Source organism: Caballeronia sp. dw_19, assembly GCF_018449515.1.
Classification (GTDB): Bacteria; Pseudomonadota; Gammaproteobacteria; order Burkholderiales; family Burkholderiaceae; genus Caballeronia.
Genome location: NZ_JAAVUQ010000007.1, coordinates 148,901 through 166,345 on the forward strand (window position 1 = coordinate 148,901; position 17,445 = coordinate 166,345).

Consider the following 17,445-nt stretch of genomic DNA (forward strand, 5'->3'; position numbering starts at 1 on the left):
GCGAACCGCGAACAAGGTGGACATCAGGAAACCTGGAGTGTTGCATCGAGGAGCGAGTCCGGTGGCCGTGCTATGTCAATCAACGGCGCGTTGCCGGAGCCCGTTGACCGCCAATGTCACCTCGGCATCCGTTTAGTGCCAGAAATGAGTTGGGCATCGATCGGGAGTGCGGCCGCGCAAAGGCACCGCCATTGCGCCAAGCCTCAACGCTTATAAAGATCCCTGACCGCTTCCTCGATATGCTGGCGCAACAGCCGCCGCTCATCTGCTGTCATCACACCGTGCCGCGGAGGCCGCTCGGGCGGTTGCGGATCGCTTTGCGGCGGGGGCATGGCCGGCATCACTTGCGGGTCGCGATTACCTTTGAGCGGCTTTTGCATGCGATGCTGAGCGCGCATGAAGCGGCCATCGAAGCGTTTCCTGGGTGGTTGTGAGTTGAAATCAGAACTGTCGCCTTCGGGATTCGAATACCGGGACGAAGAAGATGACGACGACAACGACGACGAATCAGGACGATCGAACGCCGACAAACTGCGATTAAGGGATTGCGATGGTTGCGCAAGAACAGTGCGCGCGGCAAACACGGCGTAAAACGCGCTAGCGATCAGCGTTAGTCGGATGATGCGCTTGGTGCGCACAGGTATGCGCCGCCGCGCTCCCTTCATGTTGTTCCCTTCGTTGCTCGACAACCGGACAGTCTCAGGCTCTTTGGCGTGCTTGCGTGTCATGCCAGTATTGACGGTTAATGCCGCCATGATACTGACGCGCAATCATTGTACTAATGGAGTATCCACCGAATGACGGGCTTAGGTAAAGGAGTGTACGCATAGAACCTTTATGTCGTGCCACACTCGCCGTAAATTTTGTAACTATCTGTTACCTCAGAAATGGAGCAAACTAGGTCCTCTTTCTAATCGCGCTAAGATGCGGGTATGGAAACCAAAAATCCCTCAAAAATACTCGTAGTCGACGACGACCCCCGTTTGCGCGATCTTTTGCGACGTTATCTCGGCGAGCAGGGCTTTAACGTCTATGTCGCTGAAAACGCGCCGTCGATGAACAAGCTCTGGGTTCGCGAACGTTTCGACCTGCTCGTGCTCGACCTGATGTTGCCGGGGGAAGACGGACTTTCGATCTGCCGCCGTCTACGGGGCAGCAACGACCGTACGCCGATCATCATGCTCACCGCGAAAGGCGAAGACGTCGATCGCATCGTGGGCCTGGAAATGGGCGCGGACGACTATTTGCCGAAGCCGTTCAACCCCCGCGAACTCGTCGCGCGGATTCACGCGGTGCTGCGTCGCCAGTCACCGTCGGAACTGCCGGGCGCACCGTCCGAAACCACCGAAGTCTTCGAGTTCGGCGAATTTGCTTTGAATCTCGCCACGCGGACGCTGACCAAGAACGGCCAGGAAATCCCGCTGACCACCGGCGAATTCTCTGTGCTCAAAGTGTTCGCGCGACATCCGCGTGCCCCGCTGTCGCGTGAAAAGTTGATGGAACTGGCGCGCGGCCGTGAATACGAAGTCTTCGACCGCAGTCTCGACGTGCAGATCTCAAGGTTGCGCAAGCTGATCGAGCCGGACCCGAGCAGCCCGCGTTTTATCCAGACGGTGTGGGGCCTTGGTTATGTATTCATCCCCGACGGCGCGGCCTGAGATTTGAGCCCTGATTGAGTTCTGACCAACGCGCCCCGTGCGCGCCACCAGCAAGAGCATCAGCGAACCATGCGGATTGACAGGCGGCTACTGACGCTCGCGTTCGGCGGCCTGTTCTGGCGGACCTTCGCCTTGATCGCGTTGCTGATTGCGGTCAGCATCGCCGCATGGTTCCAGAGCTTCCGGGTGATCGAACGCGAACCGCGCGCACAGCGTGTGGCGCTTCAGCTCGTCGCGGTCGTCAAGCTCACGCGCACCGCCCTCCTTTATTCCGACCCCGATCTGCGCCGTGCATTGCTGCAAGATCTGGAGAGCAATGAAGGGGTCCGTGTGTACCCGCGTGAAACCACCGATAAATATCGCTTGCAGCCCGACGAGTCACTGAACCGGCTGATCGAGCGCGACGTGCGCGGCCGCCTCGGCAACGACACGGTAATCGCGCAATCGGTCAACGACATCCCGGGCGTGTGGATCAGCTTCAAGATCGACGACGATGATTACTGGGTGGCGCTCGATCGCGATCAACTCGATAACGTCACCGGCCTGCAATGGGCGGGCTGGGGCATCTTTGCGCTCGCGCTGTCGCTGTTCGGGGCGGCGTTCATCACCAGCCTCGTCAACCGGCCGTTCGCCCGGCTGGCGCTGGCCGCGCGCAAGGTCGGCTCGGGGCAATCGCCCGAACCGTTGCCCGAACGCGGCATGGGCGTGGCCGCCGAAACCAATCGCAGTTTCAACCAGATGGTGCAGGATCTCGAACAGCTCGATGCCGACCGTGCGCTGATGCTCGCGGGCATCTCGCATGATTTGCGCACGCCGCTTGCACGCTTGCGGCTCGAAACCGAGATGAGCCCTTCCGACGAAACGACGAAACTTGCGATGGTCGATGACATCGAACAGATGGACATGATCATCGGGCGTTTTCTCGACTACGCCCGGCCGATGCAGCGCATGGCCGAAGCCGTCGATCTATCGCTGATCGGTGGTGAAATGGCCGCGCGTTTCTACGCGGAAGACGGCGTGCTGATGAAAACCGACCTGGCCCAGGGTGCGACCATTGAAGGTGATCCGACCGACGTGCGGCGGGTGATCGGCAATTTGCTGGAAAACGCGCGCAAGTATGGGCGCAGCGCGGTGGACGATATTGCCAGGATCACGCTGCAAACGAAGGTCAATCACGGGCGCGTTGAACTGTCCGTGATGGACGAAGGGCGCGGCATTCCCGAAGATCAGGTCGCGTTGATCACGCGGCCGTTTTATCGCGTGGACACAGCGCGCACGCAGGCGAACGGCACCGGACTCGGCATGGCGATCGTGCAGCGACTCGTCACCCGGCAGCGCGGCACCTTGCGCTTGCGCAACCGCCATCCGCATGCGGGTTTTGAGGTGACCATCGACTTCCCGGCGATGGAAAAACGCACTTTCCGCTAAACGGATGTTGTCCGGATGCTATCGGTCCATTCGTTAAAAGCTATCCAGTGTGTTAGTCAAAATCTATTGAAAAGAATAGTCAATAGAGTTATAGTGAAAGTCGTTCAACGCGTTCATCAGCTACTCAGAGTGAGTTTGATGCTGCGTCATGTGAGCGTTACAGCGATCAGTTAGGCTTGATTTTCTTCCAACGAACACAGGAGTATTCATATGAAGACCGTGGGCGATAAAGTTGAAGCGTTTACCGTTACTGCTGCAAAGCCGGGTTTCAATCATCACGAAGAAAATGGCGTGTCGGCGTTCGAAGACATCACCGAACAGTCGTTCCCTGGCAAGTGGAAGATCCTGTACTTCTACCCGAAGGATTTCACGTTCGTTTGCCCGACGGAAATCGTCGAATTCGGCAAGCTGAACAGCGATTTCGCCGATCGCGATGCCGTATTGCTCGGCGGCAGCGTGGACAACGAATTCGTGAAACTGGCATGGCGCCGGGAACACAAGGACCTGAGCAAGCTGAACCACTATTCGTTCGGCGATGTAAAGGGCGAGTTGATCGACCAGCTTGGCATCCGTGACAAGGAAGCGGGCGTGGCGTTGCGCGCAACGTTCATCATCGACCCGGACAATGTGATCCAGCACGTGTCGGTGAACAACCTGAACGTCGGCCGCAATCCGGAAGAAATCCTGCGCATTCTGGACGGTCTGCAAACGGACGAATTGTGCCCGTGCAATCGCGCTGTCGGCGGTTCGACGCTGTAAGTTGTATTGCGGCGAGGCCTTCGTGGCTTGCGCTCTAGCCCGTCAGCGTTCTGAGTCATACTCGAGCCGGCGGGCTTTTTTATCGCTGATCAGATAGGAGAAATTTATGGAATTCCTCGCATCGATTAAAGAACTTATTCCTGATTACGCCAAGGACATTCGCCTGAACGTGGACGGCACGATCGCGCGTTCATCGCTGGAAGGCAATGACGCGGTGGGCGTTGCGCTGGCTGCAGCGTATGCGGCGAAGGCTACGAAGATTGTTGCGTTGATCCGCGCGTCGGGCGTTTTGTCGGCTGAGGAAACGAATGGCGCGTTGACCGCAGCCGCGTTGATGGGCATGAACAACGTCTGGTATCCGTATCTGGAAATGGCCGATAACGCCGATCTGAAGACGCAGCCCGCTGCGTTGCGGATGAATGCGTATGCGACGCATGGCGGGGTCGATAAACGGCGCTTCGAGATGTATGCGCTGGCAGCGTCGATTATTGGAAAGTGTCACTTTTGCGTGAAATCGCACTACGAGAATCTCGTTGGCGAGGGAATGAGCACGACACAATTGCGGGATGTGGGGCGAATTGCTGCGGTGATCAATGCGGCTCAGTTGGCGATTACCGCTGAAGGTAATTAAGCCAAGGGGGTCGCTCGCGCCGGTGGACGGGGTTGGGGAGTGGGGTTGGCGGGGTGCGTCGGGTTCTTGGGGGTAGCGGTCGGGGTCAATGCCGGGTTGGTGCTTTCGGCCGTAGTGGTCTGCGAGAGTCGGATTTTCTCTTTATCACTATTAGCCACTGTGCGTGGCGGCACGTCATTTCTTTGTCCAAAGCGACAAAGAAACGAAGCAAAGAAAGCGCTTTAACCGCTCTACCCTAAGTGTCCACAGCGTGCAGTTTTGATTCATAGGTGCCCCAAAAGCACGGTGCTCGCCAGAGCCACGGATGTGTGAACCCCTCCTTCTCGCGAATCCTGACATGAACACGCTTCGCCCCGTACGTTCTCGGGCAAGCACGAATTGCCGAGGGACCCGCACGGCCTCACGCACATTCGCTGCCGCGCTTCTTGGTGCGTTGGCCGAGCGTGCACTGTTTTTTGGTGGGCTACACGGCCGAACGCATATTTACGGCTTCATGTTTAGTGGGTTGTTGCACGGCCTGCACGATTCTTTTCGCCAGCTATGGCCCCATGCACCGTTGCGGCTTCGTTTCTAGGAAGGTTGGCTACGAGGTTCGTTACGCGTACACATTTGGAGGGTGGTCGTCCGCGGATAGCGCGGGGTGCCCCTTGGGCAGGTTCAATCACTGGTGGCGAAGCGTGTGGGTATCCGTGTTCGGAGAAGGAGGGGTTCACACATCCGTGGCTCTGGCGAGCACCGTGCTTTTGGGGCACCTATGAATGAAAACTGCACGCTGTGGACACTTAGGGTAGCGTGGTTGAAAGCGTTTTCTTTGCTTCGTTTCTTTGTCGCTTTGGACAAAGAAATGACGTGCCGCCACGCACAGTGGCTAATAGTGATAAAGAGAAAATCCGACTCTCGCAGACCACCACGGCCGAAAGCATCAACCCGGCATTGACCCCGACCGCTATCCCCGGAACCTGGCACCCTGGCACCAACCTCAACCGCCCCCAAAACCCCGTCCACCGGCGCGAGCGAAAAACCCTTTAACTATCGATACCCGTACGCATCAGCAGCACGGCAGCCTGCGCCTCGATACCTTCCTTGCGCCCCAGATACCCCAGCTTCTCATTGGTCTTGGCTTTCACGTTCACACGAGTCAGCGGCAGCTCAAGATCCTCGGCAATATTCGCCCGGATCGCTTCGATATACGGCGCAAGCTTCGGCGCCTGCGCGATCACCGTCGAATCGACATTCATGATCGCGAAGCCGGCTTCCGAGACTCTTGAAAAAGCCTCGCGCAGCAGCACCCGGCTATCCGCCCCGGCGAATTTCGCATCCGTATCCGGAAAATGCCTGCCGATATCGCCCATTGCCGCAGCGCCGAACAGCGCGTCCGTAATCGCGTGCAGCAATACATCAGCATCCGAATGACCAAGCAGCCCGCGCTCGTAGGGAATATTGACCCCACCGATGATGAGCGGCCGGCCTTCGACCAGTTGGTGAACGTCGTAGCCTTGTCCGATTCTGAAATCCATCGATAGTCCTAGAAAGTAAAGGGCAACTGCATCAAATTCGCTGCTTCAAACCGCTTAATCAAACTCCGCTGAGCATAGCCGATGCAAGTGCGAAATCTTCCGGATACGTAACCTTGAAATTGCGCAGGCTTCCCTGAATCAGTCGCGGCGCATGCCCAAGCCACTCGATGGCGCTGGCTTCGTCGGTGAGATCGTGGCCGTCCTGCTGCGCCCGAGTGATTGCATCGCGCAGCATGCCCACGCGGAACATCTGCGGCGTCTGTGCCTGCCACAGGCCGTTACGCGACTCCGTGCGGGCAATGCGCCCTTCTGTATTCGCCACGCCTTCAGCCTCGATACGCTTGAGCGTGTCAGCCACCGGCAGCGCCAGAATTCCGCCGACCGGGTCGTTCTTCAACTCGCTCACCAGCCTGCGGACCATCTCCGGCGTGAGCCCGGGGCGGGCGGCGTCGTGTACAAGCACCCAGTCGTCGTCGCGCGCACCAAAGCCGGTCAGCGCCGCAAGCCCATTAAACACCGACGCCTGCCGCGTCGTGCCGCCGCAGCGTTGCACGGCGAAACGCAAGCCGGCGAAACGGCGGTCATCGAAATGATGATCGCCCGGCGCCAGCACGACCAGCGTCTGGGCAAATTCGGAACAGGCGTCAAAGGCGGCGAGCGAATAACGCAGCATCGGATGGCGGCCGATAGTCTGGTATTGCTTCGGCATCGGTGCACCAGAACGGCTGCCGGAACCGGCGCACGGGATGAGGGCGAACAGGCGGGAAGTCACGAGTTGAAAACGCCCAAGTCAAAAGTGAAGCCCGGATTTTATAATAGGTCTATCGCGACCATGCCGGTCCCGCGTGCACTTTCGCATGCGAACGGTTCCCCGCACACTTTATGCCTTCAAAAGCCGTCAGTTTGCAGTCAACGTCCCCTATCGCACTCGTCAAAGCCGGTCAGCGCTTTGCCTTCGATGGCGCCACCGGTTCCTCCGACGCCCTCGCCCTGGCACGTTACCACCTGGCTTTTCGCGAAAAGGTCCCGTTATTGGTCGTCATGTGCGCGAGCGCTGTCGATTCGCAACGGCTCGCGGCCGAAATTCCGTTTTTCGCGCCGGACGCCAGGGTAAGGCTTCTGCCCGACTGGGAAACGCTGCCCTACGACACGTTTTCGCCCCATCAGGACCTGGTTTCGGCACGGTTGGCGACGCTGCACGACCTGGGTGAAGGTCGCTGCGACATCCTGCTCGTGCCCGCGACCACTGCGCTTTACAGAATGCCGCCGGCATCGTTTCTGGCTGCGTATACGTTTTCGTTCACGCAGGGCGAGCGGCTGAACGAGGCGAAACTGAAGAGCCAGTTGACGCTTGCGGGCTATGAGCATGTGAGCCAGGTCGTGCGGCCCGGCGAATATTGCGTGCGCGGTTCGCTGCTCGACCTGTATCCGATGGGCTCGCCGCTGCCGTATCGCATCGATTTATTCGACGATCAGGTCGATTCCATCCGCGCCTTCGATCCCGACACGCAACGCAGCCTGTATCCGGTGCGCGACGTGCGCCTCTTGCCCGGCCGCGAATTTCCCTTCGACGAACCCGCGCGCACCGCGTTCCGCAGCCGCTGGCGCGAGGTGTTCGAGGGTGATCCAAGCCGTTCATCGATATACAAGGACATCGGCAATGGCGTGCCGGCGGCGGGGATCGAGTATTACCTGCCGCTGTTCTTCGACGAAACCGCCACGCTTTTTCATTACCTGCCGCAAGACGCGCAACTGGCGTTCGTCGGCGACATGGACGCGGCCATCAAGCGCTTCACGAACGACACGCGGCAGCGCTACAACTTTTTGTCTCACGATCGCGAGCGGCCGCTGCTCGAACCGCAGCGCCTGTTTCTCAGCGACGACGACTTTTTCTCGTTCGCCAAACCGTTCGCGCAAATCAAGTTTCCGGCCACGCCCGAGGGCGGTTGGGCGGCGCCGTTGCCGGCTCTGGCGATCGATCGCCACGCCGAAGAGCCATTGCTCGCGCTGCGTCACTATCTGGAGCAAACGCCGAATCGCGTGTTGTTCGCGACCGAATCCGCCGGACGCCGCGAGACAATCCAGCAACTCCTCGCCGATAACGGCCTGCGCGCATCGCTCGACGATACGTTCCAGGATTGGCTCACCGGCGACGCCAAATTCTCGCTGGGCGTCGCACCGCTAGCGAACGGCTTTGCGCTGCCCGGCGAAGGCATCTCGATCATCACCGAGACCGAGCTATACGGACAACTCACGCGGCGCGCCGGACGGCGTCGGCAAGAGCAGGCGAGCAACGTCGATTCGATGGTGCGCGACCTTTCAGAGCTGAAAATCGGCGATCCGGTCGTGCATACGCAGCATGGTATCGGGCGCTATATGGGCCTGGTATCGATGGATCTGGGCGAAGGCGAAACCGAATTCCTGCACCTCGAATATCAGAACGACAGCAAGCTGTACGTGCCGGTCGCCCAGTTGCATGTAATCTCGCGCTACAGCGGCGCCGACCCGGAAAGCGCGCCGTTGCACGCGCTGGGCTCCGGCCAGTGGGACAAAGCGAAGCGCCGAGCCGCGCAGCAAATTCGCGATACCGCCGCCGAACTGCTCAATCTTTACGCACGCCGCGCGCTGCGCGAAGGTCATTCGTTCCCGCTCGAAGCGCGCGATTACGCGAAGTTCGCGGAGAGTTTCGGCTTCGAGGAAACGCCCGATCAGGCCGCGGCGATCACCGCTGTTATCGGCGATATGACGAGCGGCAAGCCGATGGACCGGCTGGTTTGCGGCGACGTCGGTTTCGGCAAGACGGAAGTGGCGCTGCGGGCGGCGTTTATCGCGGTGATGGGGGGCAAGCAGGTCGCGATTCTGTCGCCGACCACCCTGCTCGCCGAACAGCACACGAACACCTTCACCGACCGTTTCGCCGATTGGCCCGTGAAGATCGCCGAATTGTCGCGCTTCAAGAGCACGAAGGAAGTCGCGGCATCGATTCAGGCAATCAATGAAGGCACGATCGATATCGTGATCGGCACGCATAAATTGCTTTCGTCCGATGTCGTGTTCAAGCGGCTCGGGCTGGTGATCATCGACGAGGAGCACCGGTTCGGCGTGCGTCAGAAAGAGGCGTTGAAAGCGCTGCGCGCTGAAGTCGATGTGCTGACGCTCACCGCAACGCCCATCCCACGCACGCTCGGCATGGCGCTGGAAGGATTGCGCGACTTCTCGATCATCGCCACCGCGCCGCAAAAGCGCCTCGCAATCAAAACCTTCGTTCGACGCGAAGAAGACGGCGTGATCCGCGAGGCGATGCTGCGCGAACTGAAGCGCGGCGGCCAGGTTTATTTCCTGCACAACGAAGTCGAGACGATTGAAAACCGTCGCGCGATGCTCGAAGCGCTCGTGCCGGAAGCACGCATTGCGGTCGCGCACGGGCAGATGCACGAGCGCGAACTCGAACGTGTGATGCGCGATTTCGTCGGCCAGCGCGCGAACGTGCTGCTGTGCACGACGATTATCGAAACGGGGATCGACGTGCCTAGCGCCAACACGATCCTGATCCATCGCTCCGATAAATTCGGCCTCGCGCAGTTGCATCAGTTGCGTGGGCGCGTCGGGCGTTCGCACCATCAGGCTTATGCCTATTTGCTGGTTCACGATCCGGCCGCGCTGACGAAACAGGCGCAGCGGCGGCTGGAAGCGATCCAGCAGATGGAAGAACTCGGTTCGGGCTTCTATCTCGCGATGCACGATCTGGAAATTCGCGGCACGGGCGAAGTGCTCGGCGATAAACAATCGGGCGAAATTCACGAGATCGGTTTCCAGCTTTACACCGACATGCTCAACGACGCCGTGCGGGCGCTGAAAGAAGGCCGCGAACCCGATCTCAACTCGCCGCTCGCCGCCACGACCGAGATCAACCTGCACGCACCGGCCATTCTTCCCGCCGATTATTGCGGCGACGTTCAAGAACGTTTGTCGCTGTACAAACGCATGGCGAACTGCGAAACGAGCGATGCAATCGACAGCATCCTGGAAGAGCTGATCGACCGTTTCGGCAAGCTGCCGCCCCAGGCGAGCGCGCTGGTCGAAACGCACAAGCTGCGCCTCGCTGCCAAGCCGCTGGGCATTCTGAAGATCGACGCGGCCGAGCATGTGATCTCGTTGCAATTCATTCCTAACCCGCCCGTCGATGCCATGAAGATCATCGAGATGGTGCAGAAGAACAAGCACATCAAGCTCGCGGGGCAGGACAAGCTGCGGATTGAAGTGCGCAGTCCGGACCTTGCCGTGCGGATTTCGACGGTCAAGGAAACGCTGCGTGCGCTTGGCGCACCGCTGCGCCAGCAGAAACCGGCAGCCGCGGTTGCGCCCTCACGCTAATAGATTCAACCCGCTTCAAACCCGCGCATCGCCTTGTCCGGCGGTGCGTGGCCGGTTTTTTCGGTATTATCGAAAGTGAAAAATTCCAAGGAGAGCGTCATGTCACAGATCGCTGAATCGACGGCTTCCGTCGCGCAAACACCCTCTTCTGATTCCGAGCCGGCGTCGTTGCCGTGGATCAAGAAGCTCGTCTCCTTCGACACCGTCAGCCGCAACCCGAACATGGGCCTGATCGAAACCGTACGCGACGAATTGCGCGCGGCCGGTATTGAAAGCACGCTCAGCACCGATCCCTCCGGCAAATGGGCCAACCTGTTCGCGACGGTACCCGCGCACGATGGCGCGACGAACGGCGGCATCGTGCTCTCCGGGCATACGGATGTGGTGCCGGTCGACGGCCAGAAATGGGACAGCGATCCGTTCAAGCCGGAAATCCGCGATGGCCTGTTGTACGGTCGCGGGACGTGCGACATGAAGGGGTTTATCGGTGCATCGCTGAGCTTGTTGCCGAAGATGCAGGCCACGAAACTCGCACGGCCAATCCACTTCGCCCTCTCTTTCGATGAAGAAGTCGGCTGCGCCGGAGCGCCGCTGATGATCACCGACCTGCAAAAACGCGGACTGCGGCCGGATGGCTGCATTGTGGGCGAGCCGACCAGCATGCGGCCGGTCATCGCGCATAAGGGCATCAACGCATACAACTGCTGCGTGCGCGGGTTCGCCGCGCATTCGTCGCTGACACCGAAGGGCTTGAACGCGATCGAATACGCCGCGCGGCTGATCTGCTACATCCGCGACGTCGCCGATGAATTCCGCGCGCAAGGCCCGTTCGACGAACAATACGACGTGCCTTTCACGACCGCGCAGACCAGCACGATCAATGGCGGCAATGCGATCAACACGGTGCCCGCCGAATGTAATTTCGCGTTCGAATTCCGCAATTTGCCGACGCTCGATCCCGAGCCGATTTATCAGCGCATTGAGAAGTACGCGCGGGAAACGTTGTTGCCGAAGATGCAGAAGGAACACGCGAACGCGGCGATCGAGTTCTCGAAGATTGCTGCGGCTCCTGGGCTCGATGCGTCCGAGCAGGCGGCGATCACGCAACTGGTGCGCGCGCTGACCGCGAATCAGGAGAAGCGCAAGGTGGCTTACGGGACGGAAGCGGGTTTGTTCCAGCTCGCGGGCGTGCCGAGTATTGTGTGCGGGCCGGGAAATATCGAGCAGGCGCATAAGGCGAACGAATACGTGTCGCTGGAGCAGCTTGCGGCGTGTGAAGCGTTCTTGAGCAAGTTCATTCACAGCATGTCGGTCGAGGCGCAAGTGCGTTGATTTAATAAAACTTGAGTGAAACCTTCCGCCGCTCTGGATCTCAAACGTGACACGGTCCGCGAAACGGTAGGCCGCTTCCGCGCGGCGAACCCGCGCGTGTTCGGCTCGGTTTTGCATGGCACCGATCAGGATGGCAGCGACCTGGACTTACTGGTTGACGCGTTGCCCGGCGCAACGCTGTTCGACTTGGGTGGCTTGCAAATGGAACTGGAAGACATGCTTGGCGTGGCGGTCGATTTGCTGACGCCGGGCGATTTGCCGCCGCGGTTTCGAGAGCGCGTGTTAGCTGAAGCGGCGCCGGTATGAGCGATGGCGCTCGCGTGCCCCGTAATTTGCATAAGAACCGAATTTGTTGCTCCGCCTCATTAATCGTTACGCCGTCAACCACTCTCCATGTCCACCGCCCATCATTCCGATAACACCATCGACGGCACGCCGATTCCCACACTCGACGATATCGCCAGCCAGCACATGACGCTCTCGCCGTGGGTCGCGCGCACGCCGACCTTCGAGCGCCACGACTTCCCCATGCTGGAAGGCACGCCGGTCAACTTCAAGTTCGAGTTGCTGCAGGTCGGCGGCACGTTCAAGACGCGCGGCGCCTTTTCGCATCTGCTCGCGCTCAAGGAGAGCGAACGCGACGCGGGCGTGACGTGCGTATCGGCGGGCAATCACGCGGTGGCGGTCGCGTATGCCGCGATGCGGCTTCAGATCAGCGCGAAAGTCGTGATGATCAAGACCGCCAGTCCGGCGCGGCTGGCGCTCTGCCGCCGTTTCGGCGCGGAGGTGGTCATGGCGGAAAACGGCGCTGAAGCGTTCGAGATCGTGCGCCGCATAGAAGCCGAGGAAGGCCGCTATTTCGTGCATCCGTTCAACGGCTATCGGACAATCGTGGGCACCTCGACACTCGGATACGAATGGACCTCGCAGGCGCCCGATCTGGACGCGGTGATCCTGCCGATCGGCGGCGGCGGACTGGCGGCGGGGGTATCGCTGGCATTCCGGCTCGCGAATCCATCGATCCACGTGTATGGCGTTGAACCCAAGGGCGCCGACGCCATGGGCCAGAGTTTCGCCGCGAATCACACCGTGAAGATGGGCGCGATGCACAGCATTGCGGACTCGTTGATGGCGCCGCACACCGAAGACTACAGTTACGAACTGTGCCGGCGGCATATCGACCGTCTGGTGACCGTGTCGGACACCGAGCTGCGTCACGGCATGCTGCATCTGTTCAACGAGCTGAAACTGGCGGTGGAACCGGCATGCGCCGCCGCCACCGCCGCCTTGCTCGGACCGTTACGCGAGACCTTGCAAGGCAAGCGCGTCGGCGTGTTGCTGTGCGGCACGAACACCGACTCGGCCACGCTCGGCAAACATCTCGCGATGGCGGCTCAAGACGACTGAGCCCGGTTTGCTCACTTGATCGTCGCCGCTACAACACATTCGTCAGCCGCCTGCGCTCGCTGCGCTGCATGAAGTGGTTCGCGGCGATCACGCCGACCGTCACAAACGCAATGAACAGCGTGGCGAGCGCATTCATCTCCGGATTCAAGCCGAGCCGGACGCGCGAAAACACGACCAGCGGCAGCGTAGTCGATCCCGGTCCCGACAAAAACGCGGACAACACCAGGTCGTCAATCGACAACGTGAACGACAGCAGCCACCCCGCCACCAGCGCTTGCGATATCAACGGCAGCGTAATCGAAAAAAACACCCGCAATGGTGTTGCGCCCAAATCGAGCGCGGCTTCTTCAATCGATGGATTCAATTCCCTGACCCGCGATTCCACGATGATCGCGACGTAAGAAATACACAGCATCACATGGCCGATCCAGATCGTGAAAATGCCACGCCCTGCCGGCCAGCCAAATACTTTTGCCATTTCCACAAACAGCAGCAACAGTGAGATCCCCTGGATCACTTCGGGTATTACGAGCGGCGCGTTGATCATGCCGGCATAAAGCGTGAAGCCGCGAAACCGCCCCATGCGCGCGAGCACATATCCCGCCCATGTTCCGATCACCACGGACGCGCACGCCGTGAACACCGCAATTCGAATCGATAACCATGCGGCATTGATCAATTCGTCGTCGTGTAATAACGCTGCGTACCACTTCAGCGAAAATTGCGTCCATACGGTCACGAGCTGCGACTCGTTGAACGAATACGCCACCAGACTCACGATCGGAATATAGAGAAATAGAAATCCGAGACCGAGAAAAGTGAACCGGAGCGAGCGACTGGGTTCAATCATCGCTTGTCCTCCAGTTGCTTCGCCTGGTAATGCTGGAACAACGCCATGGGAACGAGCAACAGCAATACCATGGCGCAGGTGACGGCGGAAGCCATCGGCCAGTCGGCGTTATCGAAGAATTCATTCCACATCACGCGGCCGATCATCAGGGTATCCGCGCCGCCCAGCAATTCCGGAATCACGTATTCGCCCACCGCAGGAATGAACACCAGCAAGCAACCCGCGATAATCCCGTTCTTCGATAACGGCAGCGTGATCTGCAAAAACGCTTTCCACGGTTTCGCGCCGAGATCGTAAGCGGCTTCAAGCAGCGTGAGATCCATCTTCACCAGATGGGCGTAAAGCGGCATCACGAGAAACGGCAAATACGAATACACCATGCCGATATAAACCGCGATATTCGTGTGATACAGCTCGATAGGCGAATGAATAATCCCGGTCCACATCAGGAAGTTGTTCAGCAAGCCGTTGTTCTTCAGTATCCCGATCCACGCATACACGCGAATCAGGAACGATGTCCAGAACGGCAGCATGACAGCCATCATTAGCAGATTGCGGGTCGCCGGATTCGAACGCGCGATGTAATACGCCATCGGATAACCGATCAAGAGGCACAGCAGCGTGGACACCCCCGCCACCAACAGCGAATTCATGTAGGTCGCGAAGTACAGGCTGTCCGTCACGAGAAACGCGTAATGCGAAAAATCGAGCGCGATACTCAGCACGCCGTCTTTCATCGCCGTCAATTCCGTATAAGGCGGAATCCCGAGACGCGAATCGGAGAAACTGATTTTGACGACCAGCAGGAACGGCACGAGGAACAACAGCACAAGCCACAGATACGGCCCGAAAATCACCGCCGTCCTGCCTGACAGGCCGAAGCGTTGCTTGAGCAAGCTCAGTAAATGCAGCGTTTTCATGCGGTGAGCACCACGCCTGCCGACGCTGTCCAGCGTACGAAGACTTCATCGTCCCAGGTGGGCGAATCGATCTGGCCAATCGCGAGGCTCGACAGATTCGCCACGACCACCTTGCCGCTGTCCAGCTTCACGTGATACAGCGTGTAGCCGCCCATATACGCAATGTTCGCCACGGTGCCCCGGCCCCAGTTGTACGAACCGTCGGGCGGCTTGCGCGTCAACGCAATGCGCTCGGGCCGGACCGAGATGGTGACCGGCATACCGAGCGGGCCCGTGATGCCATGATTCACATACAGCCGCGACGGCAACTCCGTCGTTTCCACGAACACATGATCCGGTTCGTCTTCCACTACGATGCCGTCGAACAGATTCGTCGAGCCGATGAATTCGGCGGTGAAGCGGCTGTTCGGATATTCGTAGACCTCATGCGGGGTGCCAATCTGCACGATCTCGCCTTCGCTCATGACCGCAATCCGGCCGGCCATGGTCATCGCTTCCTCCTGATCGTGCGTGACCATCATGCAGGTCACGCCGACCTTATCGAGGATATTCACGAGCTCGATCTGCGTACGCTGGCGAATCTGTTTGTCGAGCGCGGACATGGGTTCGTCGAGCAGCAACAGCTTCGGACGCTTGACCAGGCTTCGGGCCAGCGCCACGCGCTGCTGCTGGCCGCCCGACAACTGGTGCGGCTTGCGCTGCGCATACTTCGCCATCTGCACGAGATCGAGCGTCGCGTGCACGCGCTCCTTGAGTTCCGCGCCGCGCACGCCCTCCTGCTTGAGCCCGAACGCCACGTTCGATTCGACCGTCATATGCGGAAACAGCGCATACGACTGGAACATCATGTTCACCGGTCTGCGATACGGCGGCATGCTCGCGAGATCCTCGCCATCGATCACGATCTGCCCCGACGTAACCGACTCCAGCCCCGCGAGCATGCGCAGCAAGGTGGACTTGCCGCAGCCGGAACTGCCGAGCAGCGCGAACAGTTCGCCCTTTTTCACTGAGAGGTTCACGCCTTTCACTGCAACGGTCTCGTCGAATTTCTTGACGACATCGACGATCCGCACGAAATTCTCCGCCGCCCAGTCCGGGGCCCGCAAACCCGGTTCCGGCCTGCGGCCATTAGGACCGCCCGGACCGCCTTGATTGCCCGGTCCGGCGGACACTGCACTCGACTGCTGCTCACTCATGATCTGCTGCCCGGCTCCTGCGCTACGCGCATTCGTGCTGCTTTTCTAACTTTATCTTTCGAAAAGGCCACCAACAAAATCGCGGGCCACGAACAAAGCCCCCGGAGAACCAGGGGCTTCGCGTTTATCGACTGCCTGATGCGACCTTGGCGACCTCGACAACCTTACCGGAATCAGGATCAGCGTCCGGACTTCAATTCCGTCCAGAGCCGCGTTTGCAAACGCTGGATTTCCGGCGGCAACGGCTTGAGCAGGAACAGCGTCTTGATCACGTCTTGCGGCGGATACACGGCCGGATCGTCGGCAACATCCTTCGATACGTATTTCCGCGCTTCCGTATTCGCACTCGGGTAATACACCTCGTTCGTGATCGCGGCGTGAACTTGCGGCGTCTCGATGTAGTTGATCCACTCGAGCGCGGCTTCCTTGTTCTTCGCGTCCTTCGGAATCGCCATCACGTCGAACCACACCGGCGCGCCGCCCTTGGGGATGTAGTACTCGATCTTGTACGCCTTCTTCGCCTCTTCCGCACGATGCTTGGCGATCACCACGTCGCCCGACCAGCCGTACGCGAAGCAGATGTCGCCGCCGACCAGGTCGTTGATATAACCCGACGAGTTGAACTGCGTAATGTACGGACGGATCTTCTTGAGCATCGCCAGCGCGGCGCGGTAGTCGGCGGGGTTCGTGCTCATCGGATCCTTGCCGATGTAGTGCAGCGCGGCGGCGAACATCTGGTCAGGGGCGTCGAGTACCGATACGCCGCAGGCCTTGAGCTTCGAGATGTTTTCCGGTTTGAACAGGATGTCCCAGTTATCCAGCGGCACGTTCTTGCCGAGGATCCGCTGGACTTTCGTGACGTTATAGCCAAGGCCCGTGGTGCCATATGCCCACGGTACCGTGTACTGGTTGCCCGGATCGGCGCCCGCGACCAGTTTCATCAAGGCAGGGTCGAGGTATTTGAGGTTGGGGAGTTTGGATTTGTCGAGCGGGGAGAAGATCCCTGCCGTGATCTGCTTGCCGGCATAGTTGCTGGTGGGCACCACGATGTCGTAGCCCGAATTGCCGGTGAGCAGCTTGGCTTGCAGCGTGTCGTCGCTGTCGTAGTTGTCGTACTTGACCTTGACGCCCGTCTGCTTCTCGAAGTTCGGAATCGTATCTTTCGCGATGTAGTCCGACCAGTTGTATACGTTGAGCTGAGTGTCTTTCGCCGATGCCGCCAGCGGTGCCGATAACGCCGCCACGCCCGCGATAGCCACGGTGATCGAAACCACGCACGCCGGTATCCGTGCAGCCGCGCCTGATGCCCCCGAACGCTTCGACAACCGGTCCGCCACTTTTTCTGTCATTTCAGTTTCTCCGCCCTTTCGACT

14 protein-coding genes and 1 pseudogene are annotated in these 17,445 nt (G+C 59.6%); 8 read left to right on the plus strand and 7 right to left on the minus strand.

Annotated elements, in window-relative coordinates; translation table 11 throughout:
* Positions 1-203: 203 nt before the first annotated feature.
* Positions 204-755 (minus strand): hypothetical protein, encoded by a 552-nt coding sequence (locus tag HB376_RS12505; protein ID WP_346730489.1) that lies wholly within the window; start codon positions 753-755, stop codon positions 204-206.
* Positions 756-932: 177 nt separating this feature from the next.
* Between HB376_RS12505 and ompR the strand changes: the two genes are divergently transcribed.
* The 4 genes from ompR to HB376_RS12525 all read left to right on the plus strand — a co-directional run bounded on the left by ompR (position 933) and on the right by HB376_RS12525 (position 4,476).
* Complete coding sequence (gene ompR, locus HB376_RS12510; RefSeq protein WP_031359745.1) at positions 933-1,658, plus strand: two-component system response regulator OmpR; 726 nt, start codon at positions 933-935, stop codon at positions 1,656-1,658.
* A gap of 69 nt (positions 1,659-1,727) precedes the next feature.
* A complete protein-coding gene (locus HB376_RS12515) occupies positions 1,728-3,086 on the plus strand; it encodes an ATP-binding protein (RefSeq protein WP_213763980.1) in 1,359 nt (452 codons plus the stop codon).
* Positions 3,087-3,296: 210 nt separating this feature from the next.
* Entirely contained in the window at positions 3,297-3,845 is a 549-nt protein-coding gene (locus HB376_RS12520; RefSeq protein ID WP_213763981.1) for a peroxiredoxin, read from the plus strand.
* Between the two features lie 106 nt (positions 3,846-3,951).
* Positions 3,952-4,476, plus strand: a complete 525-nt coding sequence (locus HB376_RS12525) for a carboxymuconolactone decarboxylase family protein (RefSeq protein ID WP_213763982.1) — start codon at positions 3,952-3,954, stop codon at positions 4,474-4,476.
* Between the two features lie 1,025 nt (positions 4,477-5,501).
* Here the strand turns inward: HB376_RS12525 and ispF are convergent.
* Together ispF and ispD are read right to left on the minus strand one after the other, a co-directional pair.
* On the minus strand, positions 5,502-5,993 hold the full coding sequence (gene ispF, locus HB376_RS12530) for a 2-C-methyl-D-erythritol 2,4-cyclodiphosphate synthase (RefSeq protein WP_213763983.1): 492 nt from the start codon (positions 5,991-5,993) through the stop codon (positions 5,502-5,504).
* Positions 5,994-6,051: 58 nt separating this feature from the next.
* Positions 6,052-6,765 carry a 2-C-methyl-D-erythritol 4-phosphate cytidylyltransferase gene (gene ispD / locus HB376_RS12535; protein WP_213763984.1) on the minus strand — a complete coding sequence of 238 codons (714 nt, stop codon included), beginning with the start codon at positions 6,763-6,765 and terminating at the stop codon, positions 6,052-6,054.
* Between the two features lie 110 nt (positions 6,766-6,875).
* On the opposite strand from ispD, the gene mfd reads away from it, so the two are divergent.
* The 4 genes from mfd (at position 6,876) to HB376_RS12555 (ending at position 13,106) form a co-directional block, all read left to right on the plus strand.
* Positions 6,876-10,367: a transcription-repair coupling factor gene (gene mfd, locus HB376_RS12540; protein WP_213763985.1), complete on the plus strand. Its 3,492-nt coding sequence runs from the start codon at positions 6,876-6,878 to the stop codon at positions 10,365-10,367.
* 99 nt (positions 10,368-10,466) lie between these two features.
* Positions 10,467-11,699, plus strand: coding sequence for an acetylornithine deacetylase (gene argE, locus HB376_RS12545; protein WP_213763986.1), 1,233 nt, complete (start codon positions 10,467-10,469; stop codon positions 11,697-11,699).
* Between the two features lie 15 nt (positions 11,700-11,714).
* Positions 11,715-12,005 (plus strand): nucleotidyltransferase domain-containing protein, encoded by a 291-nt coding sequence (locus HB376_RS12550; RefSeq protein WP_213763987.1) that lies wholly within the window; start codon positions 11,715-11,717, stop codon positions 12,003-12,005.
* Between the two features lie 87 nt (positions 12,006-12,092).
* Complete coding sequence (locus HB376_RS12555) at positions 12,093-13,106, plus strand: threonine/serine dehydratase (RefSeq protein ID WP_213763988.1); 1,014 nt, start codon at positions 12,093-12,095, stop codon at positions 13,104-13,106.
* 28 nt (positions 13,107-13,134) lie between these two features.
* On the opposite strand, the gene HB376_RS12560 is transcribed toward HB376_RS12555, so the two are convergent.
* The 4 genes and pseudogenes from HB376_RS12560 to HB376_RS12575 form a co-directional block, all read right to left on the minus strand.
* Positions 13,135-13,953, minus strand: a complete 819-nt coding sequence (locus HB376_RS12560) for an ABC transporter permease subunit (RefSeq protein ID WP_213764136.1) — start codon at positions 13,951-13,953, stop codon at positions 13,135-13,137.
* On the minus strand, positions 13,953-14,876 hold the full coding sequence (locus HB376_RS12565) for an ABC transporter permease subunit (RefSeq protein ID WP_213763989.1): 924 nt from the start codon (positions 14,874-14,876) through the stop codon (positions 13,953-13,955). Before HB376_RS12565 ends, HB376_RS12560 begins: the two co-directional genes overlap by 1 nt.
* Positions 14,873-15,961 (minus strand): annotated as a pseudogene (gene potA, locus HB376_RS12570) (polyamine ABC transporter ATP-binding protein); the annotation flags it as partial. The gene HB376_RS12565 and the pseudogene potA, both read right to left, overlap by 4 nt.
* Before the next feature lie 290 nt (positions 15,962-16,251).
* Positions 16,252-17,421 carry a polyamine ABC transporter substrate-binding protein gene (locus tag HB376_RS12575; RefSeq protein ID WP_255631303.1) on the minus strand — a complete coding sequence of 390 codons (1,170 nt, stop codon included), beginning with the start codon at positions 17,419-17,421 and terminating at the stop codon, positions 16,252-16,254.
* Between the last annotated feature and the right edge of the window lie 24 nt (positions 17,422-17,445).

Excerpts from the sequence above, each read along its gene's own strand:
- HB376_RS12505 (WP_346730489.1), bottom strand. The coding sequence starts at position 755 with ATGGCGGCATTAACCGTCAATACTGGCATGACACGCAAGCACGCCAAA.
- ompR (WP_031359745.1), top strand. The coding sequence starts at position 933 with ATGGAAACCAAAAATCCCTCAAAAATACTCGTAGTCGACGACGACCCC.
- HB376_RS12515 (WP_213763980.1), top strand. The coding sequence starts at position 1,728 with ATGCGGATTGACAGGCGGCTACTGACGCTCGCGTTCGGCGGCCTGTTC.
- HB376_RS12520 (WP_213763981.1), top strand. The coding sequence starts at position 3,297 with ATGAAGACCGTGGGCGATAAAGTTGAAGCGTTTACCGTTACTGCTGCA.
- HB376_RS12525 (WP_213763982.1), top strand. The coding sequence starts at position 3,952 with ATGGAATTCCTCGCATCGATTAAAGAACTTATTCCTGATTACGCCAAG.
- ispF (WP_213763983.1), bottom strand. The coding sequence starts at position 5,993 with ATGGATTTCAGAATCGGACAAGGCTACGACGTTCACCAACTGGTCGAA.
- mfd (WP_213763985.1), top strand. The coding sequence starts at position 6,876 with ATGCCTTCAAAAGCCGTCAGTTTGCAGTCAACGTCCCCTATCGCACTC.
- argE (WP_213763986.1), top strand. The coding sequence starts at position 10,467 with ATGTCACAGATCGCTGAATCGACGGCTTCCGTCGCGCAAACACCCTCT.
- HB376_RS12555 (WP_213763988.1), top strand. The coding sequence starts at position 12,093 with ATGTCCACCGCCCATCATTCCGATAACACCATCGACGGCACGCCGATT.
- HB376_RS12565 (WP_213763989.1), bottom strand. The coding sequence starts at position 14,876 with ATGAAAACGCTGCATTTACTGAGCTTGCTCAAGCAACGCTTCGGCCTG.
- HB376_RS12575 (WP_255631303.1), bottom strand. The coding sequence starts at position 17,421 with ATGACAGAAAAAGTGGCGGACCGGTTGTCGAAGCGTTCGGGGGCATCA.